The 22,141-nt window shown below is 33.9% G+C and carries 26 protein-coding genes and 2 riboswitches; of the genes, 9 read left to right on the top strand and 17 right to left on the bottom strand.

Annotation, left to right across the window (positions count from 1 at the left end; genetic code table 11):
• Nucleotides 1-18: 18 nt before the first annotated feature.
• The 3 genes from CDO51_RS06335 to CDO51_RS06325 form a co-directional block, all read right to left on the bottom strand.
• The gene (locus CDO51_RS06335; RefSeq protein WP_089023458.1) at nucleotides 19-348 is read right to left on the bottom strand and encodes a NifB/NifX family molybdenum-iron cluster-binding protein; all 330 of its coding nucleotides are present in this window, start codon (nucleotides 346-348) and stop codon (nucleotides 19-21) included.
• Nucleotides 349-363: 15 nt separating this feature from the next.
• Nucleotides 364-708 (bottom strand): NifB/NifX family molybdenum-iron cluster-binding protein, encoded by a 345-nt coding sequence (locus tag CDO51_RS06330; RefSeq protein WP_089023457.1) that lies wholly within the window; start codon nucleotides 706-708, stop codon nucleotides 364-366.
• Between the two features lie 361 nt (nucleotides 709-1,069).
• A complete protein-coding gene (locus tag CDO51_RS06325; protein WP_158212346.1) occupies nucleotides 1,070-2,167 on the bottom strand; it encodes an MBL fold metallo-hydrolase in 1,098 nt (365 codons plus the stop codon).
• Between the two features lie 308 nt (nucleotides 2,168-2,475).
• Between CDO51_RS06325 and CDO51_RS06320 the strand changes: the two genes are divergently transcribed.
• The 6 genes from CDO51_RS06320 to CDO51_RS06295 all read left to right on the top strand — a co-directional run bounded on the left by CDO51_RS06320 (nucleotide 2,476) and on the right by CDO51_RS06295 (nucleotide 7,632).
• Nucleotides 2,476-3,087 carry a hypothetical protein gene (locus CDO51_RS06320; protein ID WP_089023455.1) on the top strand — a complete coding sequence of 204 codons (612 nt, stop codon included), beginning with the start codon at nucleotides 2,476-2,478 and terminating at the stop codon, nucleotides 3,085-3,087.
• 623 nt (nucleotides 3,088-3,710) lie between these two features.
• Nucleotides 3,711-3,903: riboswitch (cobalamin riboswitch) on the top strand.
• 165 nt (nucleotides 3,904-4,068) lie between these two features.
• Nucleotides 4,069-4,246, top strand: a riboswitch (cobalamin riboswitch).
• 235 nt (nucleotides 4,247-4,481) lie between these two features.
• Nucleotides 4,482-5,195: a cobalt ECF transporter T component CbiQ gene (gene cbiQ, locus CDO51_RS06315; RefSeq protein WP_089023454.1), complete on the top strand. Its 714-nt coding sequence runs from the start codon at nucleotides 4,482-4,484 to the stop codon at nucleotides 5,193-5,195.
• Nucleotides 5,195-5,989, top strand: a complete 795-nt coding sequence (locus tag CDO51_RS06310) for an energy-coupling factor ABC transporter ATP-binding protein (protein WP_089023453.1) — start codon at nucleotides 5,195-5,197, stop codon at nucleotides 5,987-5,989. The genes cbiQ and CDO51_RS06310 overlap by 1 nt, the downstream gene beginning before the upstream one ends.
• A 105-nt stretch (nucleotides 5,990-6,094) precedes the next feature.
• On the top strand, nucleotides 6,095-6,556 hold the full coding sequence (locus CDO51_RS06305) for a hypothetical protein (protein ID WP_089023452.1): 462 nt from the start codon (nucleotides 6,095-6,097) through the stop codon (nucleotides 6,554-6,556).
• Between the two features lie 34 nt (nucleotides 6,557-6,590).
• A complete protein-coding gene (locus CDO51_RS06300) occupies nucleotides 6,591-7,220 on the top strand; it encodes a CbiM family transporter (RefSeq protein ID WP_089023451.1) in 630 nt (209 codons plus the stop codon).
• On the top strand, nucleotides 7,204-7,632 hold the full coding sequence (locus tag CDO51_RS06295) for a hypothetical protein (protein WP_089023450.1): 429 nt from the start codon (nucleotides 7,204-7,206) through the stop codon (nucleotides 7,630-7,632). Before CDO51_RS06300 ends, CDO51_RS06295 begins: the two co-directional genes overlap by 17 nt.
• A 462-nt stretch (nucleotides 7,633-8,094) precedes the next feature.
• On the opposite strand, the gene CDO51_RS06290 is transcribed toward CDO51_RS06295, so the two are convergent.
• Nucleotides 8,095-8,628, bottom strand: coding sequence for a DUF2284 domain-containing protein (locus CDO51_RS06290; RefSeq protein ID WP_089023449.1), 534 nt, complete (start codon nucleotides 8,626-8,628; stop codon nucleotides 8,095-8,097).
• Nucleotides 8,629-8,876: 248 nt separating this feature from the next.
• Between CDO51_RS06290 and CDO51_RS06285 the strand changes: the two genes are divergently transcribed.
• Together CDO51_RS06285 and CDO51_RS06280 are read left to right on the top strand one after the other, a co-directional pair.
• The gene (locus CDO51_RS06285; RefSeq protein WP_089023448.1) at nucleotides 8,877-9,626 is read left to right on the top strand and encodes an ABC transporter ATP-binding protein; all 750 of its coding nucleotides are present in this window, start codon (nucleotides 8,877-8,879) and stop codon (nucleotides 9,624-9,626) included.
• A 12-nt stretch (nucleotides 9,627-9,638) separates the two neighbouring features.
• Nucleotides 9,639-10,388, top strand: coding sequence for an ABC transporter permease (locus CDO51_RS06280; protein WP_240503507.1), 750 nt, complete (start codon nucleotides 9,639-9,641; stop codon nucleotides 10,386-10,388).
• A gap of 72 nt (nucleotides 10,389-10,460) precedes the next feature.
• On the opposite strand, the gene CDO51_RS06275 is transcribed toward CDO51_RS06280, so the two are convergent.
• The 13 genes from CDO51_RS06275 to CDO51_RS06215 form a co-directional block, all read right to left on the bottom strand.
• Complete coding sequence (locus tag CDO51_RS06275) at nucleotides 10,461-11,030, bottom strand: phosphotransferase (RefSeq protein WP_158212345.1); 570 nt, start codon at nucleotides 11,028-11,030, stop codon at nucleotides 10,461-10,463.
• A 166-nt stretch (nucleotides 11,031-11,196) separates the two neighbouring features.
• Entirely contained in the window at nucleotides 11,197-11,964 is a 768-nt protein-coding gene (locus tag CDO51_RS06270) for a molybdopterin-guanine dinucleotide biosynthesis protein MobB (RefSeq protein ID WP_089023446.1), read from the bottom strand.
• Nucleotides 11,965-11,995: 31 nt separating this feature from the next.
• Nucleotides 11,996-12,769, bottom strand: coding sequence for an energy-coupling factor transporter transmembrane component T family protein (locus tag CDO51_RS06265; protein ID WP_089023445.1), 774 nt, complete (start codon nucleotides 12,767-12,769; stop codon nucleotides 11,996-11,998).
• The gene (locus CDO51_RS06260; protein WP_240503506.1) at nucleotides 12,726-13,418 is read right to left on the bottom strand and encodes an energy-coupling factor ABC transporter ATP-binding protein; all 693 of its coding nucleotides are present in this window, start codon (nucleotides 13,416-13,418) and stop codon (nucleotides 12,726-12,728) included. Before CDO51_RS06260 ends, CDO51_RS06265 begins: the two co-directional genes overlap by 44 nt.
• A 14-nt stretch (nucleotides 13,419-13,432) precedes the next feature.
• On the bottom strand, nucleotides 13,433-14,119 hold the full coding sequence (locus tag CDO51_RS06255; protein WP_089023443.1) for an energy-coupling factor ABC transporter ATP-binding protein: 687 nt from the start codon (nucleotides 14,117-14,119) through the stop codon (nucleotides 13,433-13,435).
• Nucleotides 14,116-14,628: a molybdopterin-dependent oxidoreductase gene (locus CDO51_RS06250; protein ID WP_089023442.1), complete on the bottom strand. Its 513-nt coding sequence runs from the start codon at nucleotides 14,626-14,628 to the stop codon at nucleotides 14,116-14,118. Before CDO51_RS06250 ends, CDO51_RS06255 begins: the two co-directional genes overlap by 4 nt.
• Nucleotides 14,621-16,138, bottom strand: coding sequence for an alkaline phosphatase family protein (locus CDO51_RS06245; RefSeq protein WP_089023441.1), 1,518 nt, complete (start codon nucleotides 16,136-16,138; stop codon nucleotides 14,621-14,623). Before CDO51_RS06245 ends, CDO51_RS06250 begins: the two co-directional genes overlap by 8 nt.
• Before the next feature lie 45 nt (nucleotides 16,139-16,183).
• Nucleotides 16,184-16,750, bottom strand: a complete 567-nt coding sequence (locus CDO51_RS06240) for an ECF transporter S component (protein ID WP_240503505.1) — start codon at nucleotides 16,748-16,750, stop codon at nucleotides 16,184-16,186.
• A gap of 35 nt (nucleotides 16,751-16,785) precedes the next feature.
• Nucleotides 16,786-17,970, bottom strand: coding sequence for a molybdopterin-dependent oxidoreductase (locus tag CDO51_RS06235; RefSeq protein ID WP_089023440.1), 1,185 nt, complete (start codon nucleotides 17,968-17,970; stop codon nucleotides 16,786-16,788).
• Between the two features lie 374 nt (nucleotides 17,971-18,344).
• Nucleotides 18,345-19,082 (bottom strand): response regulator transcription factor, encoded by a 738-nt coding sequence (locus CDO51_RS06230; protein WP_089023439.1) that lies wholly within the window; start codon nucleotides 19,080-19,082, stop codon nucleotides 18,345-18,347.
• A 79-nt stretch (nucleotides 19,083-19,161) separates the two neighbouring features.
• Entirely contained in the window at nucleotides 19,162-19,974 is an 813-nt protein-coding gene (locus CDO51_RS06225; RefSeq protein WP_089023438.1) for an undecaprenyl-diphosphate phosphatase, read from the bottom strand.
• Nucleotides 19,975-20,320: 346 nt separating this feature from the next.
• Nucleotides 20,321-21,124, bottom strand: a complete 804-nt coding sequence (gene phnE, locus CDO51_RS06220; protein ID WP_205842133.1) for a phosphonate ABC transporter, permease protein PhnE — start codon at nucleotides 21,122-21,124, stop codon at nucleotides 20,321-20,323.
• Nucleotides 21,117-21,512: an ATP-binding cassette domain-containing protein gene (locus tag CDO51_RS06215; RefSeq protein ID WP_240503504.1), complete on the bottom strand. Its 396-nt coding sequence runs from the start codon at nucleotides 21,510-21,512 to the stop codon at nucleotides 21,117-21,119. Before CDO51_RS06215 ends, phnE begins: the two co-directional genes overlap by 8 nt.
• Nucleotides 21,513-21,568: 56 nt before the next feature.
• On the opposite strand from CDO51_RS06215, the gene CDO51_RS06210 reads away from it, so the two are divergent.
• Nucleotides 21,569-21,949 (top strand): hypothetical protein, encoded by a 381-nt coding sequence (locus tag CDO51_RS06210; protein WP_158212344.1) that lies wholly within the window; start codon nucleotides 21,569-21,571, stop codon nucleotides 21,947-21,949.
• Nucleotides 21,950-22,141 lie beyond the last annotated feature (192 nt).

Genomic DNA, 22,141 nt, shown 5'->3' with positions numbered 1-22,141 from the left:
ATAATCATTTAAAAAAAATCAATGTTGACAATAAGATTCGTTTCCTGATAGTTTTCCTTCATTATATTTTTTAATAACTGAATCAACTTCACCTTCGATCCCTACAATGGTGCCAACCCCATTATCATCAAAAATTCTTTTAGCTCTTTCTCCCATTCCACCAGCAATTATACATTGAACACCTTTTTCAGAAAGAAATTTAGGTAAAAATCCAGGCTGGTGACCAGGATTAGATATTGCTTCCTTAGAAACAACTTCACCATTTTTAATTTCTACAATAGTAAATTCGGGACAACGCCCAAAATGTGATGCTACCTGTCCTTTATCTGTTGAAATAGCAATCTTCATGTAAACTCCCCCTCATTAGTTTGTTGTAGCTTCTTCTGTTTGTTTCAGCTTCCCTTTTTCATAATCAACCAATGCCTCTTTAACTGTATTAGAAGCTTTAGTAAAAACTTTTATCTCTGCAGCATTTAAAACCCTCATTGCTTTAGGCCCGACATTTCCTGTGATCAAAACCTTAACATTATTGTCAGACAAAAATTGTGCCGTGCTAATTCCTGCACCTCCCGCAGCATGTCTAGATGGATTTTCTTTAGCCTCATAATCTTTCGTTTCTTGATCATAAAAAATAATATATTCACAGCGTCCGAACCGACTATTAATTTGTGAATCTAAATCTTTACCCTGAGAAGTAATAGCTATCATAACCTCACCTCCATGAAATTTTTTCTCTTAACCTCGTTCTTCAATCCTAATTAGTTATCAACTTAAAAGTTAGTAAGTAACTTACTTTGTGTAACAACCTCCTCATATGTTGTTGGCATATGCTAATTATATTCTAGCAACGTTTTTGACATATGTCAAGTAAGTAGTGTTTATAAATATCATCAAAAAATTTATAGGATAACTCTAACACTCTTTTCAAGGTCTTATTAATATTGTGAAATCTTTAACTAATAGAAGAGTTTTTAACCGAATTGACCATGCTTTTCTTTATTATTAACCACCTGATATAAAAAATGTGAGACATATACGTGTCAAAAAGGACTCGCTTATTAGCAAGTCCTTATTCAACATACGCAATATTTTCTTTTTGTATCTCTTCTAAAATTCCTTCTGCAATACCATCAATTTCAGTAAGTTGCTCTAGTGTATCAAAAGGTCTTAACTCTTTTATCTCTCTTGCCCTTTCAGTACTAATATGAGTTATTTCTTGTAACTTTTCTTTTGAAGCAGTATTTAAATTTACCTCATCTATTTGTTTTTCTACTTCTCCAACCTCACCTTCCCAGGGCTCAACATTTGTACTATAGCCATTTTCATCAATAGTTATTACTATATCACCTTGTGCATCATTTCTATAGATCTCTATATTGTTTTCTTTAAGACGTTTAAGTACTTCAGGATGAGGGTGATCATATCTATTATCTACACCAACCTGAATGACTGCAACTTCAGGACTTACTTCATTTAAAAACTCTTCTCCAGTACTAGTACTAGAGCCATGATGACCAACTTTTAAAATATCACTTGATAAATATTCTGAGTTATTTTGTATCATCAACTCTTCAGAGGGTATCTCTGCATCACCTGTAAGTAACAGTGAGTTACCATGAAAATCTACATTTAAAACTAAATTAACATCATGAACTTCTCCAGTATGGTTTTCAGGTGGATGTAAAAACTTTGCATCTAAACAATCTATGTCTAACTCATCACCTTTAGTTGCTATTTCAAACCTACTATTTTCTGTAGCTAATTCATAGTATTCTTCAAATGTTTCAGTATCATGTTCGTACCCACTACCATAAGTTACATTTACATCTAATTGTTCATAAACATCACTTAGACCACCTATATGATCAGAATGAGGATGACTTGCTACAACTTTATCAATTTCATTTATACCCAAATCCTTAATATAGTTTACAACAGTTTCTCCTTCCCAGTTTTCACCTGCATCCACTAAAACATGACTATCACAAGGTGTCTCTAAAAAGATTGCATCTCCTTGTCCTACATCTATAAAGTGTGCCGTTAACTCACCATTTACATTTTCACTTGTTTCTTTTGTTAGCTCATTGTCTTCTTCCATTAAAAACATAGAACCTAAAATAATTAAACCTACTACTAAAATTAGTCCAATTCTTAGTTTAGCTTTCATAAACATCTCTCCTTGCCTGTTATAGTATTGTATTAGTTTATACCTATGAACACCCGTTGAATATTTTACCATAAGAGGCAAGTGAAAAATTTCAAAAAACTTTAAAACCACTTTGTTTTAGACTCTGTTAAAGTTAGTATTTAGATGATTATGAGTTTCCTTGATACAATCAGTTATGAGAAAAGGCCTATACCAAATAAATTACACATACGATTCATCAGAACTCTGAAATTCAGTAAGATTTAGATTGAAATTTATTATGACTCGTGTCAAAATAGAAATAAATGGATAAGGAGAGTTTGTTTTATATGAGTGTATATAAGAAGATAGCTAAGTATCCTCATATTATTTTGTTAATAATAATCTTACTAGGATTTTCTATATTTCAAAATTATTCAGGAGCTAAAGATCATGAAGATCAATTAAGAAAAACTAATTATGAGAATTTCCAGTCCATTGTAAGTACATCTCGCGCTATAAATGATTCTCACTTGCACGTTTTTTTATCGGACAACAAAAGTGTAGAGGATAAAGCTAAGCATTGGAGAATTACCCTTGAGGATATGAATGAGATAAAAAGCAGAGTTTATACAATGGATAAAGATTATATTGATGATGATAATTTTAGTGACTTTATATATGTTATGTTTGAAACAATAGATATGGTGTATGAAAAAACAGAAGATATGTTAATCACTGAAGGTTTAACTTTATCAGAAGAGGAACATAAAACTATTAAAAATAGTAAAAAATTATTTGGAACAATAGGAGAAATTGATGCAAGTTATAAAACCCATAGAGAGCCTGTAGAAGTAAAGGTCAAAAATTCAACTATTGAAAAAATGGTAAATATATTTGATAATTATTCGAAGCCAGAACATCAAGAGAGGATTAGAAAAATACAGGAACAATTTAATTAAAATAGTACTAAGACGGTACTTACAATAAAAATCCACCCAATGATATTAAGCGGTGGTTTTATACTACCGCTTAATAATTTTTTTACTAAATCAACACTCAACTATTACTTAATCTACTATTAAGTAATTGATCAACCTTATCTACATCATTAAAATCTAAGGAAATTTCCTTTCTAATTGGACTGTCATGCTTAAAAATACCTTTTGTATCAGGGATACCTTTTAAGACTAAAGTATATATTTCTTTATTTCTTTTTTTAATAGGTCCCTTCCAACTGTATTCAGTTATAGCTTCCCATTCCTAACGCTTATCTCTATCTATAACTTTGTTTTCGCCAATTTCTACTCTTTGAAGCCCACGATATAAAGACATAATTCCAGGTATTAAAGTCATATAACTAGAGATAAATGATTGAAGATATCTAGAAATAGTTATCAGGTTTATGAATCAAAAAGGAATCACTTACGTATGTGATTCCTTGTATGGTAACAATTTTTCAACGAGGAAACTTCAAAAACATGTGATTGATTACCTAACAGCTAAATTTTTTATCATTTGTAGAAGGAATAAGTGCATAAATTATAGAAACCAGTATCAGGAATCATAGTGAATAATTAGTAAAATTTAATATGAAAAATTAGGTCCTTATTAATAGTTAATAAGGTTAAATCGGAAGTTCGGTGAAAATCCGACGCGGTCCCGCCACTGTGATGGGGAGATTATTTTCAACTAATGCCACTGGAGTATTTACTCTGGGAAGGCGAAAATAATCAATGAACCTAAGCCAGGACACTTGCCTAATTTTAGTTTACCTTTGAGCTACGAGTGATAGGGAGGTAAACTGTTCGTATGCTTGAATGATTCGTATATCATAATATCAGTTACTTACAGTTACTTCCTCCTTGTGAGGAAGTTTTTATTTTTAATAGAACTACTAACTAATAAGATAAAAAACAATAAAAAAGGTACTAAATAAAACTAAATAACAATAAATAACAGGTGCCTGTAACAAGGCTTAAAAGGGAAACCGGTTAAAATCCGGTACGATCCCGTCACTGTGAGCACGAGTCAACCCTATTAATCCACTAGCGAAAAGCTGGGAAGGAGGGGAAGATGATAACTGTGAGTCAGGAGACCTGCCTGTTATTTTAGCTGCATTCTCCTTCGGGTGAAAGGGCTGGGGTGCACATAAATATCGCGGAAATCACCACGATATTTTTATGGTTAATTATTCCGGCTTCTTTGTTACGAAGGCCGGTTTTCTTATCTACATCAATTACTTTTCATGACTTTAACAGCTTAACTAATAAGCTCTGTCACCCGATGATTAAGTTTATGTGAGGAGGTGAAAAGGTAACAGCAAGAAAAGCATGTTAAGAAGTGAGGGACATCTATGGGTAATTATATTAATACCTTTCAATTCTGGGAACCGAGAACCAAATTGGTAACCGGAACCATATTTATTTTCGGAACTATCAGCTTAAACAACATTTCACTATTATTGGCTGCCTTGTTTTTTTCAATATTTTTCACTCTTTGTTCTGGCCTCTCATGGAAAAAACTGATTAAAAAGCTATCTGTAGTGATTCCTTTTTTAGCTCTAATGAGTTTGCCCCTAATTTTTGGATCAGGACTATCACCCTCAATTGACCGAGTTGAATTTGCAGCAAAAATATCTCTAAAAGCGTTTACCGCTATGACTTTTACCTTGTTTATCTTTGCTAACCAACCCATTGAAGAAATGCTTGAAGCCCTAGAACATCTTAAAGTTCCATCAGCAATAACCACAATAATTTATTTGGCCTACCGTTATGGATTCTTATTTATCAAGGAAATGCAAACTAGTCTATGGGCTTTGAAATCTCGCCTTTTTACCGCACGTTTAGACCGTTATTCTTTAAAAATTTTTGGTGAATTAACAGGTGGGATTTTTATCAAAGCTATCAACCATTCAGAAACCGTATATCAAGCTATGTCTGCGCGGGGTTTTCATGGTAATATTCTGATAAATGTTCCCCAGCCAGTAAAGATAAACGATATATTTAAATCACTTTTACCAATTGGTTTTATCCTTTTTCTGATGATTGTAGACAAGGTGGTGTTTTAATGGACTTAGCAGTAGAAATAAATGATCTCAACTACATATACCCTAACAAGACTCCTGCGTTAACTAAAATAAATCTAAAAATAAAGAAGCAGAAAAAAACAGCCATTTTAGGAACCAACGGGAGCGGTAAGACCACACTCATATACCATCTAAACGGAACACTATTAAATGAAGACGGCACTTTAAAGGTTCTAGACCATTTTGTAAACAAAAAAAATCTCCATAAAATCCGTCAAATTGTTGGGTTACTTTTTGATAATCCTGATAATCAACTTTTCTCGACTACTGTATACGGTGATATAGCTTTTGGCCCTCGAAACCTTAAACTAGATCAACAAGAAGTGAACAAGGAAGTGGAAATGGCTATGAAAAAAGTCGGTATTGAGGAAATATCGAATAGACCACCATATAATTTGAGCCTAGGTCAGAAAAAAAGAGCAGCCATTGCTGGATTATTGGCAATGAACCCTCAAATCTTAGCTTGTGACGAACCTTTTTCCGGCTTAGATCCAAGCATTTCAAAGCAATTAAGAACAATATTAGACGATTTAAAAGAACAAGGAACAACACTTATTTATAGTACCCATGATGTTGACCTAACTTACGCTTGGGCTGACGAAGTAATTATTATGAAAGAAGGGCGAGTTTTGGATTCGGGGCCGGTTAGTATTTTGCGTGATGAAGAACTCATGCAAAAATCAGGGTTACCCCTTCCAACGCTAGCAAGGTTATTTAAACATAGTAAATTTAATCCACGAACAATCGAAGAGGCATCTAAATTTATTATGTCTTAACCTTAGAAGTTATTTAAAGGAAATTGGAAAGTCTCTTGAAATTAAAAACTCAACAAGTGCTGTAAACAGCATTTTGTAGACTGAATTTTAAAGGAGGGCTATTTTATGTTTAGAAAAGGGGTTACTTTCGCGCTCATGTTATTAATTGGAGTAATGGTTTTTAGTGGTTGTGAAGAAAGCGAGCCTACAAAAGAAGGGACTGAACATTCTGATACTGGTCTCACATTCAACATTATTGATCGAGATTCTGATGAAGTTGTGGATTACCATCACGATCAGCACTGGCATTCAGGATTGCCAGAAGTTTCTATAAACGAAAATCTTTCACTAGGTGCCAACATTCTAGACGAAAATGAAAAAGAAATTGAACTGGATGGAGAGCATTATTCACTAGGGATTGATTATGCTGAAGATGCTAATGAAGAGATACTCAGTCTAGAAGAACACGGCGATCATGTTCATATAACCGGTGATAAGGAAGGGGAAAGTGAAGTAGTGTTCCAATTAATTCACGACGGAGAAGTTGAACATGAAACTGTGCCAATAGAAATTCAAGTAAGTAATTAATATTCTGATTTATTTAAGGAAAGGAGTGATATAAGTGCATATCGCCGACGGGGTATTAAGCCTTCCTGTGGTTGTAACTACTTTTGGTGCAACAGCAGTGGCTGTAGGAAATTCCATTAAAGGAATCGAGGAAGAAGATATTCCTAAAATTAGTTTGATGGCCGGCGGATTTTTCGCTGTTTCATTAATTAATATCCCTGTAGGACCGTCAACCATTCATCCTATTTTTGCAGGGTTAATGGGTGTGGTCCTAGGAAAGAGAGCCCCTCTCGCCCTGTTTGTCGGGCTCTTATTACAAGCAATATTGTTTCAGCATGGTGGCCTCACAACTTTAGGGGCGAACACTTTTATGCTTGCTGTACCGGCTATAATTTCCCATAAAATTTATCATAGCATGGTAGGTCGCAGTACATTTTTCAAGGGAACTTTGGCTGGTGGAGTGGCCGTACCTATTACTATATTAATTTTAATTTCTCTTTTGTTGCTGACTGATTTGCGGTTTACAGAGGGAACATTTTCAACAATTAATATTTTGATCATTGGGCACTTACCACTTATTATTATTGAAGCACTAGTAACAGGTTCGGCATTAAAATTAATTGAACAGACAAAGCCAGAATTACTACCTGTTAGAGAGGTGAAAGAAAATGTCCAAAACTATTAATAACAAATTAGTGATAGTCTTTTTAACTATTTCATTATTGGTTGCTTCCCCTGTTATGGCGCATAATATGTTTATTGAACCCGTAGAAGATGGTAAAATCCAAGTCTTATTTGATGGCGGCGAGATAGCCAAAAATGCTGAAGTAACTGTTTATGATGCAAGCGATGAAAAAATCACGGATGGTGATGTTAATGATAAAGGTAAATTCCACTATCCTGAAGAAGAAGCAGAATATATTGTTGCAGAGGATGGGTTAGGGCATCGTGCTGAACATACAATAGGAGAAGAAACACAGCAACAGCTCCCTAGGGAACTTACTGTCGGACTAGTATTAATTACACTTACCCTAACAGCAGGTATATTTAAGTATCGCTGTTCAAAAAAGCAAGAACCTAATAACGAAACAAGCTAACTTTTCAACTAAAATTAAGTCGAAGGCCGGGATATTGTGCATACCAATGTCCCGGCATCCGCTTATTTCCTTAAATAGCAGTTACACCTTCAATATTATAAGCACTAAAGGTTAGATACAATAGACAAAATAATTTCATTCCTGTTTCCCTCTTTGAATAACATTGTCGTAAATCACAGAAGTGCAAAATCTACTTGAGCTTCACCAGGAGGATGTTCTAATGGAATGTACCGAGTTCTCTTATTAATGACTGTTCTAAATATTTGATATGATAGGCTTGAGTCATTGTTAGCATCCTTTCTTTTCCCTCTAACTGTAATTACAATTAGAGGGTGCGATATTTAGGGATGTTGGCAATGACTTTTTTTCAGCTTAATTCAGTATTTTTTATCTTGCTATTTCCTCCATATAAGTCCGTAATGTTTCTAATACATTAATAAAATTATTAAAATTTAAACAATATCATTCTATCATCAAGATTGCATACCTGTTCATTTTTTGGTTATTGGTAGAAAGTACTTCAATCGAATAACCAACTTTTTTTACAGTTTCAAACAGATCTACACCTAAAGCTTCAGGAGTTGGTCTAGACAGTTCTTTATTATTACATGTATTAATATTTCTAGAGCATTTTTCACACCTATAACAAATTGTGGCTGGAAAAGTCATCACTTTATAATAACCTAAGAAAAAAACTTCTTTTTCTAGTTCCATTAGTCTATCATCCATATCATGTAATATTGCAGAAACTTCATCTGAGCTTGTTTCTATTTCTACTCTTAAAATTGCAGCATCAGTATATTCTAAGAAAAACTTTTCACACTCTTTTATAGTTGGCATATTAGGTGGACATACTGATTTAGTTCCATAAGTATTACACATAAAAAGACACTTAAACCGGACCCATTGTTTTATTACTATATTTCTAGCTTTAATCCATTTAAAATCATAAAACTTATGTTTTTTAAATAACTGTTCTAGATGTTTATAATTCATTAATATCACTCCTTAAAGGTTACTATTTCTAAATAATTAGTCACTAGCTGTTATTTTAATGAATACTTAATTCATTAATTACTACTTATAACATGTTGTTAAAAAAAGATGGCAGGCTAATAATAAGAATCAGCAAGGATCTAGCTATTTATTTTGAAGTATTAAAAAAATTTTTTAGTGATGAAGAATATAAACAACTTCTAAAACTATTACAAAAAACATATAAAGTTATAGTGCTTTAGGAAAGGATGATAGTATTGAAGGAAAATGCAATTGAAGTCAATAACCTTTCAAAAGAATATAATGGATTTACTGCTGTAGATAATATCTCATTTACTGTTAAAAAAGGTGATATTTTTGCTTTTCTTGGTCCTAATGGCGCAGGGAAAAGTACTTCAATTAAAATTCTAACAACTGTTTTACACCCTACTTCTGGAAGTATAAAGGTAAATGGCTATGACACTGTCACCCAACAAGATAAAGTAAGAAAAGCTATCGGTGTGGTGTTTCAAGACCATACTTTAGATAATGAGTTAACAGCTTATGAAAACTTATATTATCATAGTGTTCTTTATAAAGTACCCAAGACTGAACGAAAAGACCGTATTGAGTATATGTTAAACAATATAGGTCTCTGGGAACGGCGAAATAATTTAATTAAAACCTTTTCTGGGGGTATGAAAAGACGTATAGAGATTGTTCGTGGACTTTTACATAACCCAGAGATATTAATATTAGATGAACCTACATCTGGTTTAGATGCACAAACACGTTATTTTCTCTGGCAACATATAGATGAGGTGAATTCAAACCAAGATATTACGATCTTTTTAACTTCTCACAATCTTGAAGAAGCTGAAAAAGTAGCTAAAAACATAGCAATTATAGATAAAGGTAAAATCTTAAAAGTCGGAACAAGTGAAGACATTCGAGAGAATACCGAAACTGATTCTCTAGAAAAAGCATTCCTTGAAATTACCGGATATGACCTACGATAAGGAGGGTGAACTTTGCAAACTATATTTATTATGGTGATTAGACAAATAAAACTTTTTTATCGCTCTAAACCAAGAGTTTTGGGATCTATAGCTCAACCTACTATCTTTTTACTTGCTATGGGGTTTGGATTTGGACCAGTATTTGATCAAGTAGGTGATATAGATTATGTCCAATTTCTTACTCCAGGAGTTGTTGGAATGACACTACTATTCGGCTCTATGATGAATGGTACCTCTATTATATGGGATAAACAGTTTGGATTTTTAAAAGAAACTTTAGTAGCACCTGTACCAAGACCACACCTCCTTATCGGACGCTGTCTTGGAGGAGCTATAACTAGTATGATTCAGGGATTAATAGTTTTTAGTCTTAGTTTAATCTTTTTAGGATACGAAATAGCACACTTTGGTACTCTACCACTATTTATAATAGGAATGCTTTTAGTTGCACTATTATTTACATTGTTAGGGACAGTAATTGCAACACAGATAGATGATATGCAGGCTTTTCCTATAATAATGAACTTTATAATCTTTCCTATGTTCTTTTTATCAGGAGCAATCTTTCCAATTGAAAATTTACCTTCTTTCGTAGCTACACTTACTAATTTCAACCCTATGACTCATAGTGTTAACTTATTAAGAGGGATAATGAATCTTGATTTTACAGTTGGTAATTTATTAAACGTAGGTATCCTAGGAGTACTAATAGTTGTTTTATTACTGATCGGAAGTCCTATGTTTAATAAAATAGAAACTTAAATAAACCTATTTAATATTTTGAAACAAAGAATCAACCTCCTAGAATAATATTTATCCTAGGAGGTCTATGGGCTACCAATTATTTATCTCTTTTATAACAAGACTAGGTAAATCTATCTTTCTTCGTTTGCTTATTTGTGACAGCTCTAAAAAAATTTCATTTTTAACTTCTGACTTAAGCATAAAAAATCTATCTAAAAGAGAATTAAATAGTCTTTTAGTAAGTCTTATCTTCTCATCAGTAAAGGGAGGATCATAAGTGATACAAAAAGCACATAATTTACCTAAATCTTGTGAAAGTGAACCGTATCCGACCGATTCAAAATCTATGCGATAGATTCTCACATCTTCTCTATTGAGAATAAAATTTCGTAGATTCATATCTCCTAATATCATTTGTCCCTCTTGTAATTGTGGTTTTTGTGCACATTGGGATGGTTTTACTACTGTTTTTATGTTTGCTAGTTCCACATATATCTTCTCTAAGGTATCTCCTAACAAGTCTGCTTCTAGAATATCATGACCATGTTTAAATAGTTCATTTACCAACAAAGGACCTTCTATATATTGGGTGATTATAATTTGTTTACTACTGTAAATCAGTTTGGGAACAGGCGCTCCCATTTCTTGTAGCTTAGTCATAATTTTTATTTCACGCTGATAGCTAAATCTATTAGCGAAATATTTATACACTAAAGTATAGCTATTTCCGGTATTAGTGGTTACTTTCAGCATCCGGACATCATTTTTTTTACTTTTAAACTCTTTAACCACTGTATAATGGATAATGCCCCATTCAATCAGGAAGTCAGTAGGTAGTATCACTGTTATCACCTATAGTAACTGATATAGTAGCGTTTTTATTATATCCATCTAACTCTTTCACCACTCCTTCTACAGCGTTTCGGAGGATATCTTGTACAAAGGGTACCATATCAATCTCTTGTCCTCCAATATGTAGCCGCACTTGTTCCTTTTGCCCTATAGGACAGTCCTCTCTAGTTTTTTCACCTGCAAGTATTTTTGCCACTAATTGTTTACATGAATATTCACATTCCCCACAGCACTTTTCAGGTAAGTTTGGTAACACTGAAAATATTTTTTCTTCTATTATATCAACTAATCTTTCTATATCAGAAACAGGGTTAATGACTGGAATCCCTTTATAGGTATCTAACTCATTAGCGATACGACCAGATATAGCAAAAACAGTCTCATCTAATTTAGCGTCAATTTCTTGAGTAGTATGGGCAGATATAATTTTAGGTACATAGAAATCGTCTACTCCTTCTAAGACCACATAATCATGATCATAGTACTTTAATATATCATTCATTGATAAACGTTCTTTATGTAAAATATCGGTTTCAAAATAACCTCTAGCTGTTACTAAATCAGCTCCAGCTTTATTATGTCGATCAGTATTGGTTCCTTCTTCATCTATAGCAAATAATTCATAATGAATTTCTTTGACAGATCCTACATGATACCGTCTTTTCGACAGTTCAGTAATAATATTTTCTATTATGGTAGTTTTTCCTGACCCGGTTATTCCCACAACAGTTAATACTTTCACGCTACCACCTACCCTTTTTCTAATCTATTAATCAAACATATCTCCAATGAACAAAGTAAAACCACATAACAGTTATAGTTATAATAGTTGTAAATGTCATAACTGCATAATCTTTAATAGCAAGATTTAGTTGTCTAAAACTAGTTCTGTAAGGGTAAGCTCTAAAACCTCTCATTTCTACAGCTATAGATAGGTCTTTTGCTTTTCCCATAACACTTGCTATCATAGGCATAAGTAAATAAGAATAAATCTTTATTTTCTGTCCCATAGGAATTTTCTCAAGTTCTAGTCCCCGTAATTGTATAGCTATCACCATATCCTCTACCTCTTCTTTTAGAAGTGGTAAAAATCTTATAGCCACAGCCACCATAAAGGTTAGTTCATACGGTATCTTCCATTGATAAAGTCCCTGGACAATATCTCTTGAGCTAGATGTTGTCATAATTGTTGCTGATACAATTATAATCATAACTCTAAGTATTATAGAGATCCCTCTAAACAGTCCTAAACTTGAAACTAAAGTGAAATCACCTATACTAATTAGCTCTTTTCCACCAGTAGTAAAAACACTTTGGATAAAGAGCATAGCAACAAAAACCCAAAAAAATCTTCTTAACTTATATAAAGCTTTTATTACATCACTTTTAAAATAAAATGAAAAACCAAAAGCGACTATTAGTACCCCTGTCATCAGCAATATATCTTGCAAAAGAACTGCTAAACTTGAGATACACATAACAATAACAAGTTTAGTCCTGGGATCATACTGGTTCATTTGCTCTCTCTTTTGGGTTACATGAGTCATGGGATATTACACCTCCATCTATCTCAATCACCCTAGTAGCGTGTTTAGTAACAAATTGATAGTCATGGCTAATAATCATCATCCCTATATTTTCATCTAACAACTCTTTTAAAATATTAGATAGTTCAGCCTTCCTTTTAATATCTAAAGCAGTAGTGGGTTCATCTAGTATAATAAACCTAGGTTTGTCGATTAAAACTGTGGCTAACGCTAGTCTTTGTTTTTCTCCTCTACTAAGGTAAAAAGGGAAATTTTTTCGTAGATGCTCTAGATGAAACCTTGTTAACATTTCATCTACCATATCGTTAATTTTTTCTTTAGTAAAACCTTTAACTTTTAAAACAAATGAAAGCTCTTCTTCTACTGTAGGAGCAAATATTTGGCGCTCAGGTTCTTGGAATAGATAACCGATTCTATTTCCAATCTCACCTAAAGTCATCTCTTTAGTATCTTGTCCCTGTAATAGTACTCGACCAAAAGTAGGCTTCAATATTCCTGCAAGAAGTTTACCTAGGGTGGTCTTTCCACTACCATTATCACCGATAACAGCAGTTAACCCAGTATCTGAAATAGCTAAATCTACTACTGATAAAGCTAGTTTTTGTCCATCGTAGCTATAATTTACATTATCTAAGTAGTACAAAGTCATCACCCCTTCAACTATTATAGCTCACCGTTAAAATCCATTAGTTCCCCTGTTCGCAGTAATTTAACACGATCTGCCATATGAAGATTATCAAGATCGTGTTCTACCATAATGATAGTTTTACCCTCTTGTCTTAAAGTGGCAATTAATTCATTGATCATCTTTTTTCCGTTTTGGTCTAACTGGGACATGGCCTCATCAAAGATAAGTATCTCCGGGTCTAAACTCAATACAGAGGCCAGAGCTATTAACTGTTTCTGACCTCCTGATAAGGATTTCGGATTTTTAAATCGAAAATCTTCCATCCCAATTTTCTTAAGAGAGCTGGTTACCCTTTTATCTATCTCTTCTCGTGAAAAGCACATATTTTCAGGTCCAAAGGCAATTTCATCCTCCACAGTAGGAGAAAAAAGCTGTGTATCCGGATTTTGAAAAACTATCCCTAGATTTGTAGAAACTTGAGAAATATCAACTTTCTTAGTAGATTTTCCCTTGATTAGAACCTCACCATCTATAATTCCTTTTTTTATCAAAGGGATAATACCACTGATACAATAACATAGTGTACTTTTCCCGCTTCCACTTAAACCTACTATAGCAACAACCTCACCAGAGTTTACTTGTAAATTGATATCTTTTAAAAGGTAATCATCTTGTTCTGTAAACTTAAACCACAAGCGATTTATTGCAACTAGACAACTCAATTTACATCCAGCTCCATTAAAAATTTATTCCATCTCTGGCCAAAATCATCATTTCTAATAACTATCTGATATGGTCCTGAACCCCCTTCTTCTTTGGGAGGTAGTGGTTTATCATTTACCTTGTAGACAATATACACATTATCTTCTTCTAGTACTTCCTCTGCAGACAATGCCACCGTATAACCATCTACAGCTCTAGTAACCACCTGTTCTATTTCGTCTAATGAGATATCTCTGTCAGCTAATAGATCTTTAAGGGCTACCCCTGTGTACATATTATCTCTGTCTGGACTATCACTGCTTCTAAGAGTTTCTTCAAACTCTTGTTGTTCTAGATCTAATATATTATCAAACTCCACTTCTGCTACTTGTTCACCTTCATGGTTTATGAAAATCGTAGCTTCTTCTTGACTTCGAGCTCGTTCTTCACTCTCACCAGCATTAAGGTAAGCTGTAACTGCCACTATAAGTACTAACACAGCTACAGCTGTTAAAACTTTTTTATTCATCTATCTCACCTCCATCAAATTGCCAATAAGGCATAAACATATCTTCTGTCATAACTGAGTTGTGATCTCCACCATCTTCTGTTTCATGCATACCGTGATCAGCATAGACGATAACCTTTCCATCCCAATGAGTTACTAGTTCTTTAACTAGTTCATCATTGTAGGCTATAGCTTCCATGGTCTCTTTTGCCATATTTCCGTGATTATGACCTATTCTATCAACATCTTTATAGTGGACAAACATTAAGTCATGAACCTTTTCTTGAGACATTTTTGAAAGAGCATTCTCTCTCTTTTTACCATCAGTGCTTCCATCATTGTTTTGATCTAATGAAAACACGGGATCAATCTCCAATTCTATAGTCTCCATAGGACCAATAATAGCAGCTGACTCTTTACCATGATCTTCACAATAACCAAAAATAGTGGGGACGTCCACTCTTCTAATACCTCGCTCATAAACTCCATTGATATAGGGAAGTTCTCCGGTAAGTGATGCTGCTACATTTACTGGTGTCACAGGGGGATACGCTACCATAGCCTGTTCAGGTTTTGGTAAGCTCTCTAAAAAAGGTGCGTATCCATTATCAACAGCATACTCGTACTGATGATAACCTAGGCCATCTATTAATATCAGTAATACTTGTTCATCTTGAGCTAGTAGCTCTTTGGTATCGTGATAAGCATCTGTAATCATCTTATCTGGCGGATCTAACACAATTCCTGCAGCTTGATCAATGTATATATCATCTCCGGCCATATAACCGATACTATTTTTATTGAGAATAAATTTCCCATCCTGACGAAGGGGTTCTATTTCCCCTTGTTCTCCTACAATAATTATTTCTTCTCTACCTGACAAGTTAACGTACTTTTCAATATCAATAATTTTTCTTCTATTAAATGTACTAACCTCTAGTTCTTTTTCATCATTTTTGACACTCGAGCTCCCTCTATAAGTGGGAACTACTGAATATCCATCCTGATAGATCTGCCCTGGAGATAAGCTTGTAATGTTTTTTTCAGGCTCAATTATATTAAAACCATCTTCTAAACACAGATCATTAGAAGAGACAACTATATGACTAATGTCTTTGATATTACTGCTTACCGGATGATTATAATTAATTGCTTCCCAGCCATTTTCTTGAGTACGAGCAATATAGCTCTCACTTAGATCTTCACTAGATATTTCAGCACTAAAGCCATCATGGCTTATGAACACTGTTTGCATATCTTTAGTATAAGGTTGAGACTTATAAAGTAGATCCTGTAATGAAATGACTTCTAAATCTTCCTCTCTATGTTCAATAGTTTCAGTCTCAGAAATATCACTAAGCTGTTCAATAGTAACTGGTTCATCCACATCTCCTACTATCTTCATTGGAAGAGATGATGAACTATCAGGAGAGCTATCCCCTCCTTCTTTAGTGGATGCATCATCGACACAACCTGTCATAGCAACTAAACCCACTATTGCTAATACAAATACTATATATATCTGTTTCATAGATTCACCTCCTGCTACTACATGCCTTCTTAACGACCTAAATATCTACCAGGCCAGTTTTTCTTTAAACTGCTTTACAACAGCATTAGAAATAATCCCTCCTAGACCTCCTGACAGAGCTGCAGCTGATAAACTTAATAATAATGGGATTATCGGCAGTCTAAAAAATACTATATTCACTAGAAATGTACCGCTAATATTAGCAGCTATTCCGGCAACAAAACAGCATCCTACACAACATCCTCTGTGTCGAGAGATAAGGAAAACCAAATCTACAAAAAGACCGGGTAAAATATATGTAAAAACACTCATAAATCCGTGAGTTCCAAAGAAACCAATAGCCATAATCACAATGGCTTGAACTATTGCAATCAATGTAGCGGTTCCAAGTTTACCTACAAGTCCTGCTCCCATGACAAGCCACATCATGTAAAAACCACCAGCTACCACACCACCGGGTATAAATAAAGGCCCAGTTATGATATGAGCTAATGGTACAATAACAGGTTTGATGGCAATCCCCAGACATGCCATGAGAGATATCACAATCAAATCGAATATAGAAAATTTATTTAACAACGAATTACCTGAATAAGTTTTTTCTGTCGCCACGTTAACCACACCTCTCAAAAAGCTAATCTATCTCTTTACTCTACCACACGAATAGACTTAAGATCGTTTACAGCAGTATTTCTAGGCAATCCATCAAATACTGAAGATACTTCTTCACTATCACTAATATACACAATTCCAGATGATAAATCGTCATGTTCTATCTCCACTGAATATCCATCTTCAGCTTCTAATATGTATTTCTCAGATTTTTGTAGATCAAATTCTTGGGTCAACTCTAGAAAAGATACACCGGTATCTTCTTCCACAGTTTTCTCATCAAACTTTTCTAACCCCTGTTCAATTGAGAAAAACCCTACACTACCTGCTGAAATCCAGGTGAGATCTCTCACATGCATACCTCTAGGAAGGTCAGGTGATCTAAAAGCTGGGACATCTTCACCTTGAGTAAGGATATAAGCATCCATAAAGGTATCTAGCTCTTCATTTTTGTCAAAACCATCAGAAGCTAATAGGTAAATTTCATCAGAAACTTCTAAGTCTCCTAATAGATCAGAAGTCGCAACAGCTTTTCCTTTTTCTTCTCCTTCATACTCAAAGTTCTCCATTTCAGATACTTTAGTTTCTAAAAATACTATCTCTTCTAAGGAAGATGCTTCTTCACTATCATGGCCATCTGAATCAGCGTCCGCATCGGTCCTTGAACTAATACTAGATAACTCTATTTCCACCAAATTACTAACCCAATACATTGCTTCTTCTTCTGGAATGAAAGCTCTCAGAGGTCTAGTATCATCGTAAAGTGGTTCATTATCTATCTCATACGCCAAAATAACCTCATTATTGGCTAAAATATTATTAGGTACCTCTACTGAATAACCGTCACCAGCAGTCAAGCGAATGGTATCTACGGTATCATGATCCCAATCGATAGAATCCAGCATCTCTTTAAATAATACACCTTGAATCGGATATTCGTCCTCAATCTCTCCATCATCATCTCTTCTCACAATTTCTTCTGTAACAGAATCAAGTTCCATAAGCTCTTCTACACTAATTTCAATTTCCCCATCTTGATCACAAACAATAGTTACTACATCTTCCTCTCCGGGATAATCGTTTCCTTCTGCTTCTGTTTTTACATCTTCAGAGGAACTTTCTTCCTCATCCACATTTGTATCAGCTTGTCCCCCTCCACATCCGACTAGCACAAAAATTGATAAAATAATCACAAACATTTTTAATAGTGATTTAAACATAGAAAGTTAGCTCCTTTCATTAAAATAATTTTGTTATAGTTTTTAGTTACTTAACTCGATATGTTTGTCGCGCCATAACGATAGCAAAAAAAATGGTTGAATGATGAAATAATTGTCGTTTCTGTACTTTTAAAGACATTGACATATCGTTATGCATGTTTTGACATACCGTTCTTAATATTATTCAATTCTCTGTTTTTTTTAAAAATCCTCCTTTATAATGAAAAAAATCACAGTCAAAATCTCAACAACGTAACAATAAATGGAATAGTATTTGGCTAATATTTAAAAAAGGTGTTGCTATAGTGGCTGTAAATCAAGGTTAAATTAAATAAAAAAATAAGGCCTCACAAAATTAAGGCCTTAAACTGTTTTTATTCTTTTGTATCATCAATCACTCTATACCCTATTCCACGAACTGTTTCTATCAATTGTTGATCCCATCCAGTATCAGCTATCTTTTGCCTAATATACCGTATATGAACATCTACAGTCTTTTGATCACGATATTTAGTTTTCCAAATGTTTTCTAACAACTCATTTCTAGTAAATACTTGCCCAGGTGATAAAGCTAAAAATCTAAGTAGCTCAAATTCTTTTGATGTTAACTGTAGCTTTTTATTATCTATAAAAGCTTGGTGCTTATTAAGGTTCATAACTAAAGAGCCCACTTGAATCGTTTCATTATTAGTATGATCACTTGACTTATAAGCCTTATCACCATTAATCAACTCTAATAACTGCTCTCTTCTCAAGTGAGCTTTCACCCGAGCTGTTAACTCCCTCTTATTAAAAGGTTTAGTTATATAATCATCTGCCCCCAGCTCTAAACCAATAATTTTATCTATATCATCATCTTTAGCAGAAACTATAATTACAGGCATATATCGGTGGCTAATATTAGTACGAATCGATTTACATACTTCTGCCCCGTCCACTTTTGGAATCATGAGGTCTAAGATAACTAAATCAAAATATTCAGCTAGAACTTTGTTAATGGCACTTTTTCCATCAGCTACATGACAAACTTGAAAACCTTCTTTTTTTAATTCATAAACAATTAGCTTTGCTATATTACAATCATCTTCTACTAATAAAATTTTATGCGACATATAACACCATCCTTACTACAATAGAGTTAGTTTCGAAATGCTTTCATAGCACGTCTGATTAATTACTTTTAGACATAAATTATCTAAACATCAAAAGCAATAAAGATAATATCAAACAATAACCTGAAAAATAAATTAGATTACCATTGGTAACTAAATTAATCAATAATTTAATAGATAAAATGGAAATCACAATTGCTACTACAAAAGCTAACAAATAAGGTAATAATAATCCTGGAGTTGTCAATGCTGTTAAAATAGAACCGCTTTCAAAAACTAAACTTCCGATACTAACCGGTATAGACATAAAAAAAGAAAATTTCAAAGCCACATCAGGAGCTAATTTTTTTCCTAGTCCGGCAACTACTGTAGCACCCGATCGACTAATACCTGGAGCCAAAGCCAAGGATTGAGCTCCTCCAATAATCAGAGCATCTACAAAAGATATATCGGAATCTTGCTTAGTACCACGTAACTTCCTGATCAACCATAGAGCTATACCTGTAACTAATAAGGAAACGGCTACAGTACGGACATTGGTTAACTCTCCTCCAATAAAATCAGAAAGAAATCCACCTATAATAACTGCCGGTATAGTGGCTATCACTAATAACAAACTAAATTTTAGAGGGGTACTGTCATTTTCACGAGGATTTCGGAAATAGACAAGTAGGTCTAGAATTAACTTAATTATATCGTCTTTATAGATAAAAAAGACTGCAAATAACGAAGCACCATTTAGAAAAACCTCTAAATGTAGATCCGGTGTTTTAATACCAAATAAATGTTGAGCTATCACTAAATGACCACTAGAAGAAATGGGAAGAGGTTCAGTAGCTCCTTGAAGAATTCCTAAAAAAATATATTGTAACCAAGTATATAGATCAACCATATCTAATTATCCCCTTTCTTTACTTTGTTTGTGCTGATTTTGTCACTCTAATTGTAAGCGATTATTATTAAACACTTGTTATAACTAAGTTAATTTTATGTTAAAAAAAATCCTATTGTGAAGGTAGAACCCTTCCCAATAGGATTAGAATTGAAAAATGTTATAGTTATTGTATCGTTTCATGGTCATGTCATCTAAGGACAAACCAACTAATTTATTATCTTACCATTTTTCGCTGTAAATCTTGTATATTTTTAAACCCAACTTTATAGTACAATAAGGTGATTTAGTGCTTACAAAAAAGCCCAGAATAAGTTGTTAAACCAATTCTGGGCTGAGTATTTTACTAGATAACTTTTTTTCTGATATTTGAGGAAATTTGTTCCACAAATATTACTACCACAAGTATAACTAAAATAATCATTAAAGCTTCATTAAATCTTCTTAACTGCATAGCTGTTGATAATTCAACACCAATTCCACCAGCTCCTACTAATCCCAAAACTACAGCCGACCGTATTGATTTTTCTACTGCATACAAACTAGTAGCAACAAAGGATGGAAAGGCCGCTGGAATAACCGAACCTACAATCACTCCTACACCAGACCCACCAGTTGCTTCTAATGCTTCTACCGGCCCTGAATCTATCTCTTCTATCCGTTCAGAAAAAAATCTCCCACAAAATCCTACTGTATCAACCATAATGGTAAGTATCCCAGCAAAAGGACCTAACCCTACCGAAATCACAAATATTAAAGCCCAAATTAAGTCAGGTATAGTTCTAACCATAGACACAAGCCCTCTAGTTACACTGCTTACTAAGCTATGAGGAGTTGTGTTACTAGATGCCAAGAGTGCTATAGGTACACTCATTATGACTCCAATAGTAGTGCCCACTAAAGCCATTTCAAAAGTTTCAAACATAGCTTTAGAGGCATGTCCTATTCTAGTTATATCAGGTGGAAAAGCATTATATACGAAATGTCCCACATTTACAATTCCGCCAAATGCTCGTTCTACAGTGATATCAGCTATATATAATCCATGCATGAAAAAGGCTAAAAAAATCACCATGCTAATCCATGTTATTATTGAAGGACGTTTAAATCTAGCAGGCATATTTTCATTTAGGTTGTCAACTTTAGACATGAGATACCACAGGCCTTTCAACAAAATTATAAGTTGTATTATTATTTTCTGTATCCTTTTGAGATCCGTCTTCATAGAGAGACTGTAAACGCTCCGTAGAAATATTTTTAACATCATTATCTAAGACTAGTTCTCCATTTTTCAAACCAATAATTCTTTCACCGTAATCCATAGCAACATCCATCTGATGTAACACACAGATAACGGTTAAATCTCTTTCCCGAACAACTTCACATAATAGATCCATTACTTCTCTACCTGCTTTAGGATCTAAACTAGCTATTGGTTCATCTGCCAACACGAGTTCAGCCTTTTGTATTAGCATTCGGTCTATAGCTACTCGTTGCTTTTGACCACCCGATAACTGATCCGCACGTCTTTTAGCCAAATGACTCAGTCCAACTCGATCAAGGCATTCCATTGCTTCTCTTCTTAATTCATCACTTGCAAAAGCTAATAAAGTATGAAAAAAAGTGCTCTACTGAAGATAAAAAGAAAATACCAGAAATTATTGATATAGAATTTCTTGATAAAAAACGTCGTCCTCTTTCTATGGTAGGCGGCTTCGTTCAATTAGAGCCACTTACAATTGTTAGAGTTACTTTTTCTATTCCTATAACTACAGCACTGTTTTTCCAATTTCCAACTGGTGTTGATACATTTGAATTCACCCAACTTATTAGTGCTATAAGACCTGTAGATGATCGAGTAGTCGAATTCCGTTGGGAAGTACCACCAGCACTTCTTGCCTTTTTCTTTGTTATTGGTTGTACCAACAGTATTTGTCGCCGTTCTGAAGAAATTGGAGTCTTTTTACCTGAATAACAGATTTTGTGGCTAATTTTAAAATATACGAGACTATTTTCTTCTCTCAAAAGCACTTAATATTAATTGTAATGGGGCTATGAATAATTAACTAGCCCTTTTCTTTTATTACTTTTTAATTAATTTAGAAAAGGCTATAGATCACATTAAAAGTCTAGTTACAGTAGTTTATCAGTAATATATTACAAACAG

Origin of the sequence: Natranaerobius trueperi, from assembly GCF_002216005.1 — a bacterium.
In the GTDB taxonomy this organism is placed as follows: domain Bacteria; phylum Bacillota; class Natranaerobiia; order Natranaerobiales; family Natranaerobiaceae; genus Natranaerobius_A; species Natranaerobius_A trueperi.
This window is presented reverse-complemented; position numbering and strand designations above follow the sequence as displayed.

Coding starts and splice junctions, on each gene's coding strand:
- CDO51_RS06335 (WP_089023458.1), bottom strand. CDS start 348: ATGAAGATTGCTATTTCAACAGATAAAGGACAGGTAGCATCACATTTT.
- CDO51_RS06330 (WP_089023457.1), bottom strand. CDS start 708: ATGATAGCTATTACTTCTCAGGGTAAAGATTTAGATTCACAAATTAAT.
- CDO51_RS06325 (WP_158212346.1), bottom strand. CDS start 2,167: ATGAAAGCTAAACTAAGAATTGGACTAATTTTAGTAGTAGGTTTAATT.
- CDO51_RS06320 (WP_089023455.1), top strand. CDS start 2,476: ATGAGTGTATATAAGAAGATAGCTAAGTATCCTCATATTATTTTGTTA.
- cbiQ (WP_089023454.1), top strand. CDS start 4,482: ATGGGTAATTATATTAATACCTTTCAATTCTGGGAACCGAGAACCAAA.
- CDO51_RS06310 (WP_089023453.1), top strand. CDS start 5,195: ATGGACTTAGCAGTAGAAATAAATGATCTCAACTACATATACCCTAAC.
- CDO51_RS06305 (WP_089023452.1), top strand. CDS start 6,095: ATGTTTAGAAAAGGGGTTACTTTCGCGCTCATGTTATTAATTGGAGTA.
- CDO51_RS06295 (WP_089023450.1), top strand. CDS start 7,204: ATGTCCAAAACTATTAATAACAAATTAGTGATAGTCTTTTTAACTATT.
- CDO51_RS06290 (WP_089023449.1), bottom strand. CDS start 8,628: ATGAATTATAAACATCTAGAACAGTTATTTAAAAAACATAAGTTTTAT.
- CDO51_RS06285 (WP_089023448.1), top strand. CDS start 8,877: ATGATAGTATTGAAGGAAAATGCAATTGAAGTCAATAACCTTTCAAAA.
- CDO51_RS06275 (WP_158212345.1), bottom strand. CDS start 11,030: ATGACTAAGCTACAAGAAATGGGAGCGCCTGTTCCCAAACTGATTTAC.
- CDO51_RS06265 (WP_089023445.1), bottom strand. CDS start 12,769: ATGACTCATGTAACCCAAAAGAGAGAGCAAATGAACCAGTATGATCCC.
- CDO51_RS06260 (WP_240503506.1), bottom strand. CDS start 13,418: ATGACTTTGTACTACTTAGATAATGTAAATTATAGCTACGATGGACAA.
- CDO51_RS06250 (WP_089023442.1), bottom strand. CDS start 14,628: ATGAATAAAAAAGTTTTAACAGCTGTAGCTGTGTTAGTACTTATAGTG.
- CDO51_RS06245 (WP_089023441.1), bottom strand. CDS start 16,138: ATGAAACAGATATATATAGTATTTGTATTAGCAATAGTGGGTTTAGTT.
- CDO51_RS06235 (WP_089023440.1), bottom strand. CDS start 17,970: ATGTTTAAATCACTATTAAAAATGTTTGTGATTATTTTATCAATTTTT.
- CDO51_RS06230 (WP_089023439.1), bottom strand. CDS start 19,082: ATGTCGCATAAAATTTTATTAGTAGAAGATGATTGTAATATAGCAAAG.
- CDO51_RS06225 (WP_089023438.1), bottom strand. CDS start 19,974: ATGGTTGATCTATATACTTGGTTACAATATATTTTTTTAGGAATTCTT.
- phnE (WP_205842133.1), bottom strand. CDS start 21,124: ATGTCTAAAGTTGACAACCTAAATGAAAATATGCCTGCTAGATTTAAA.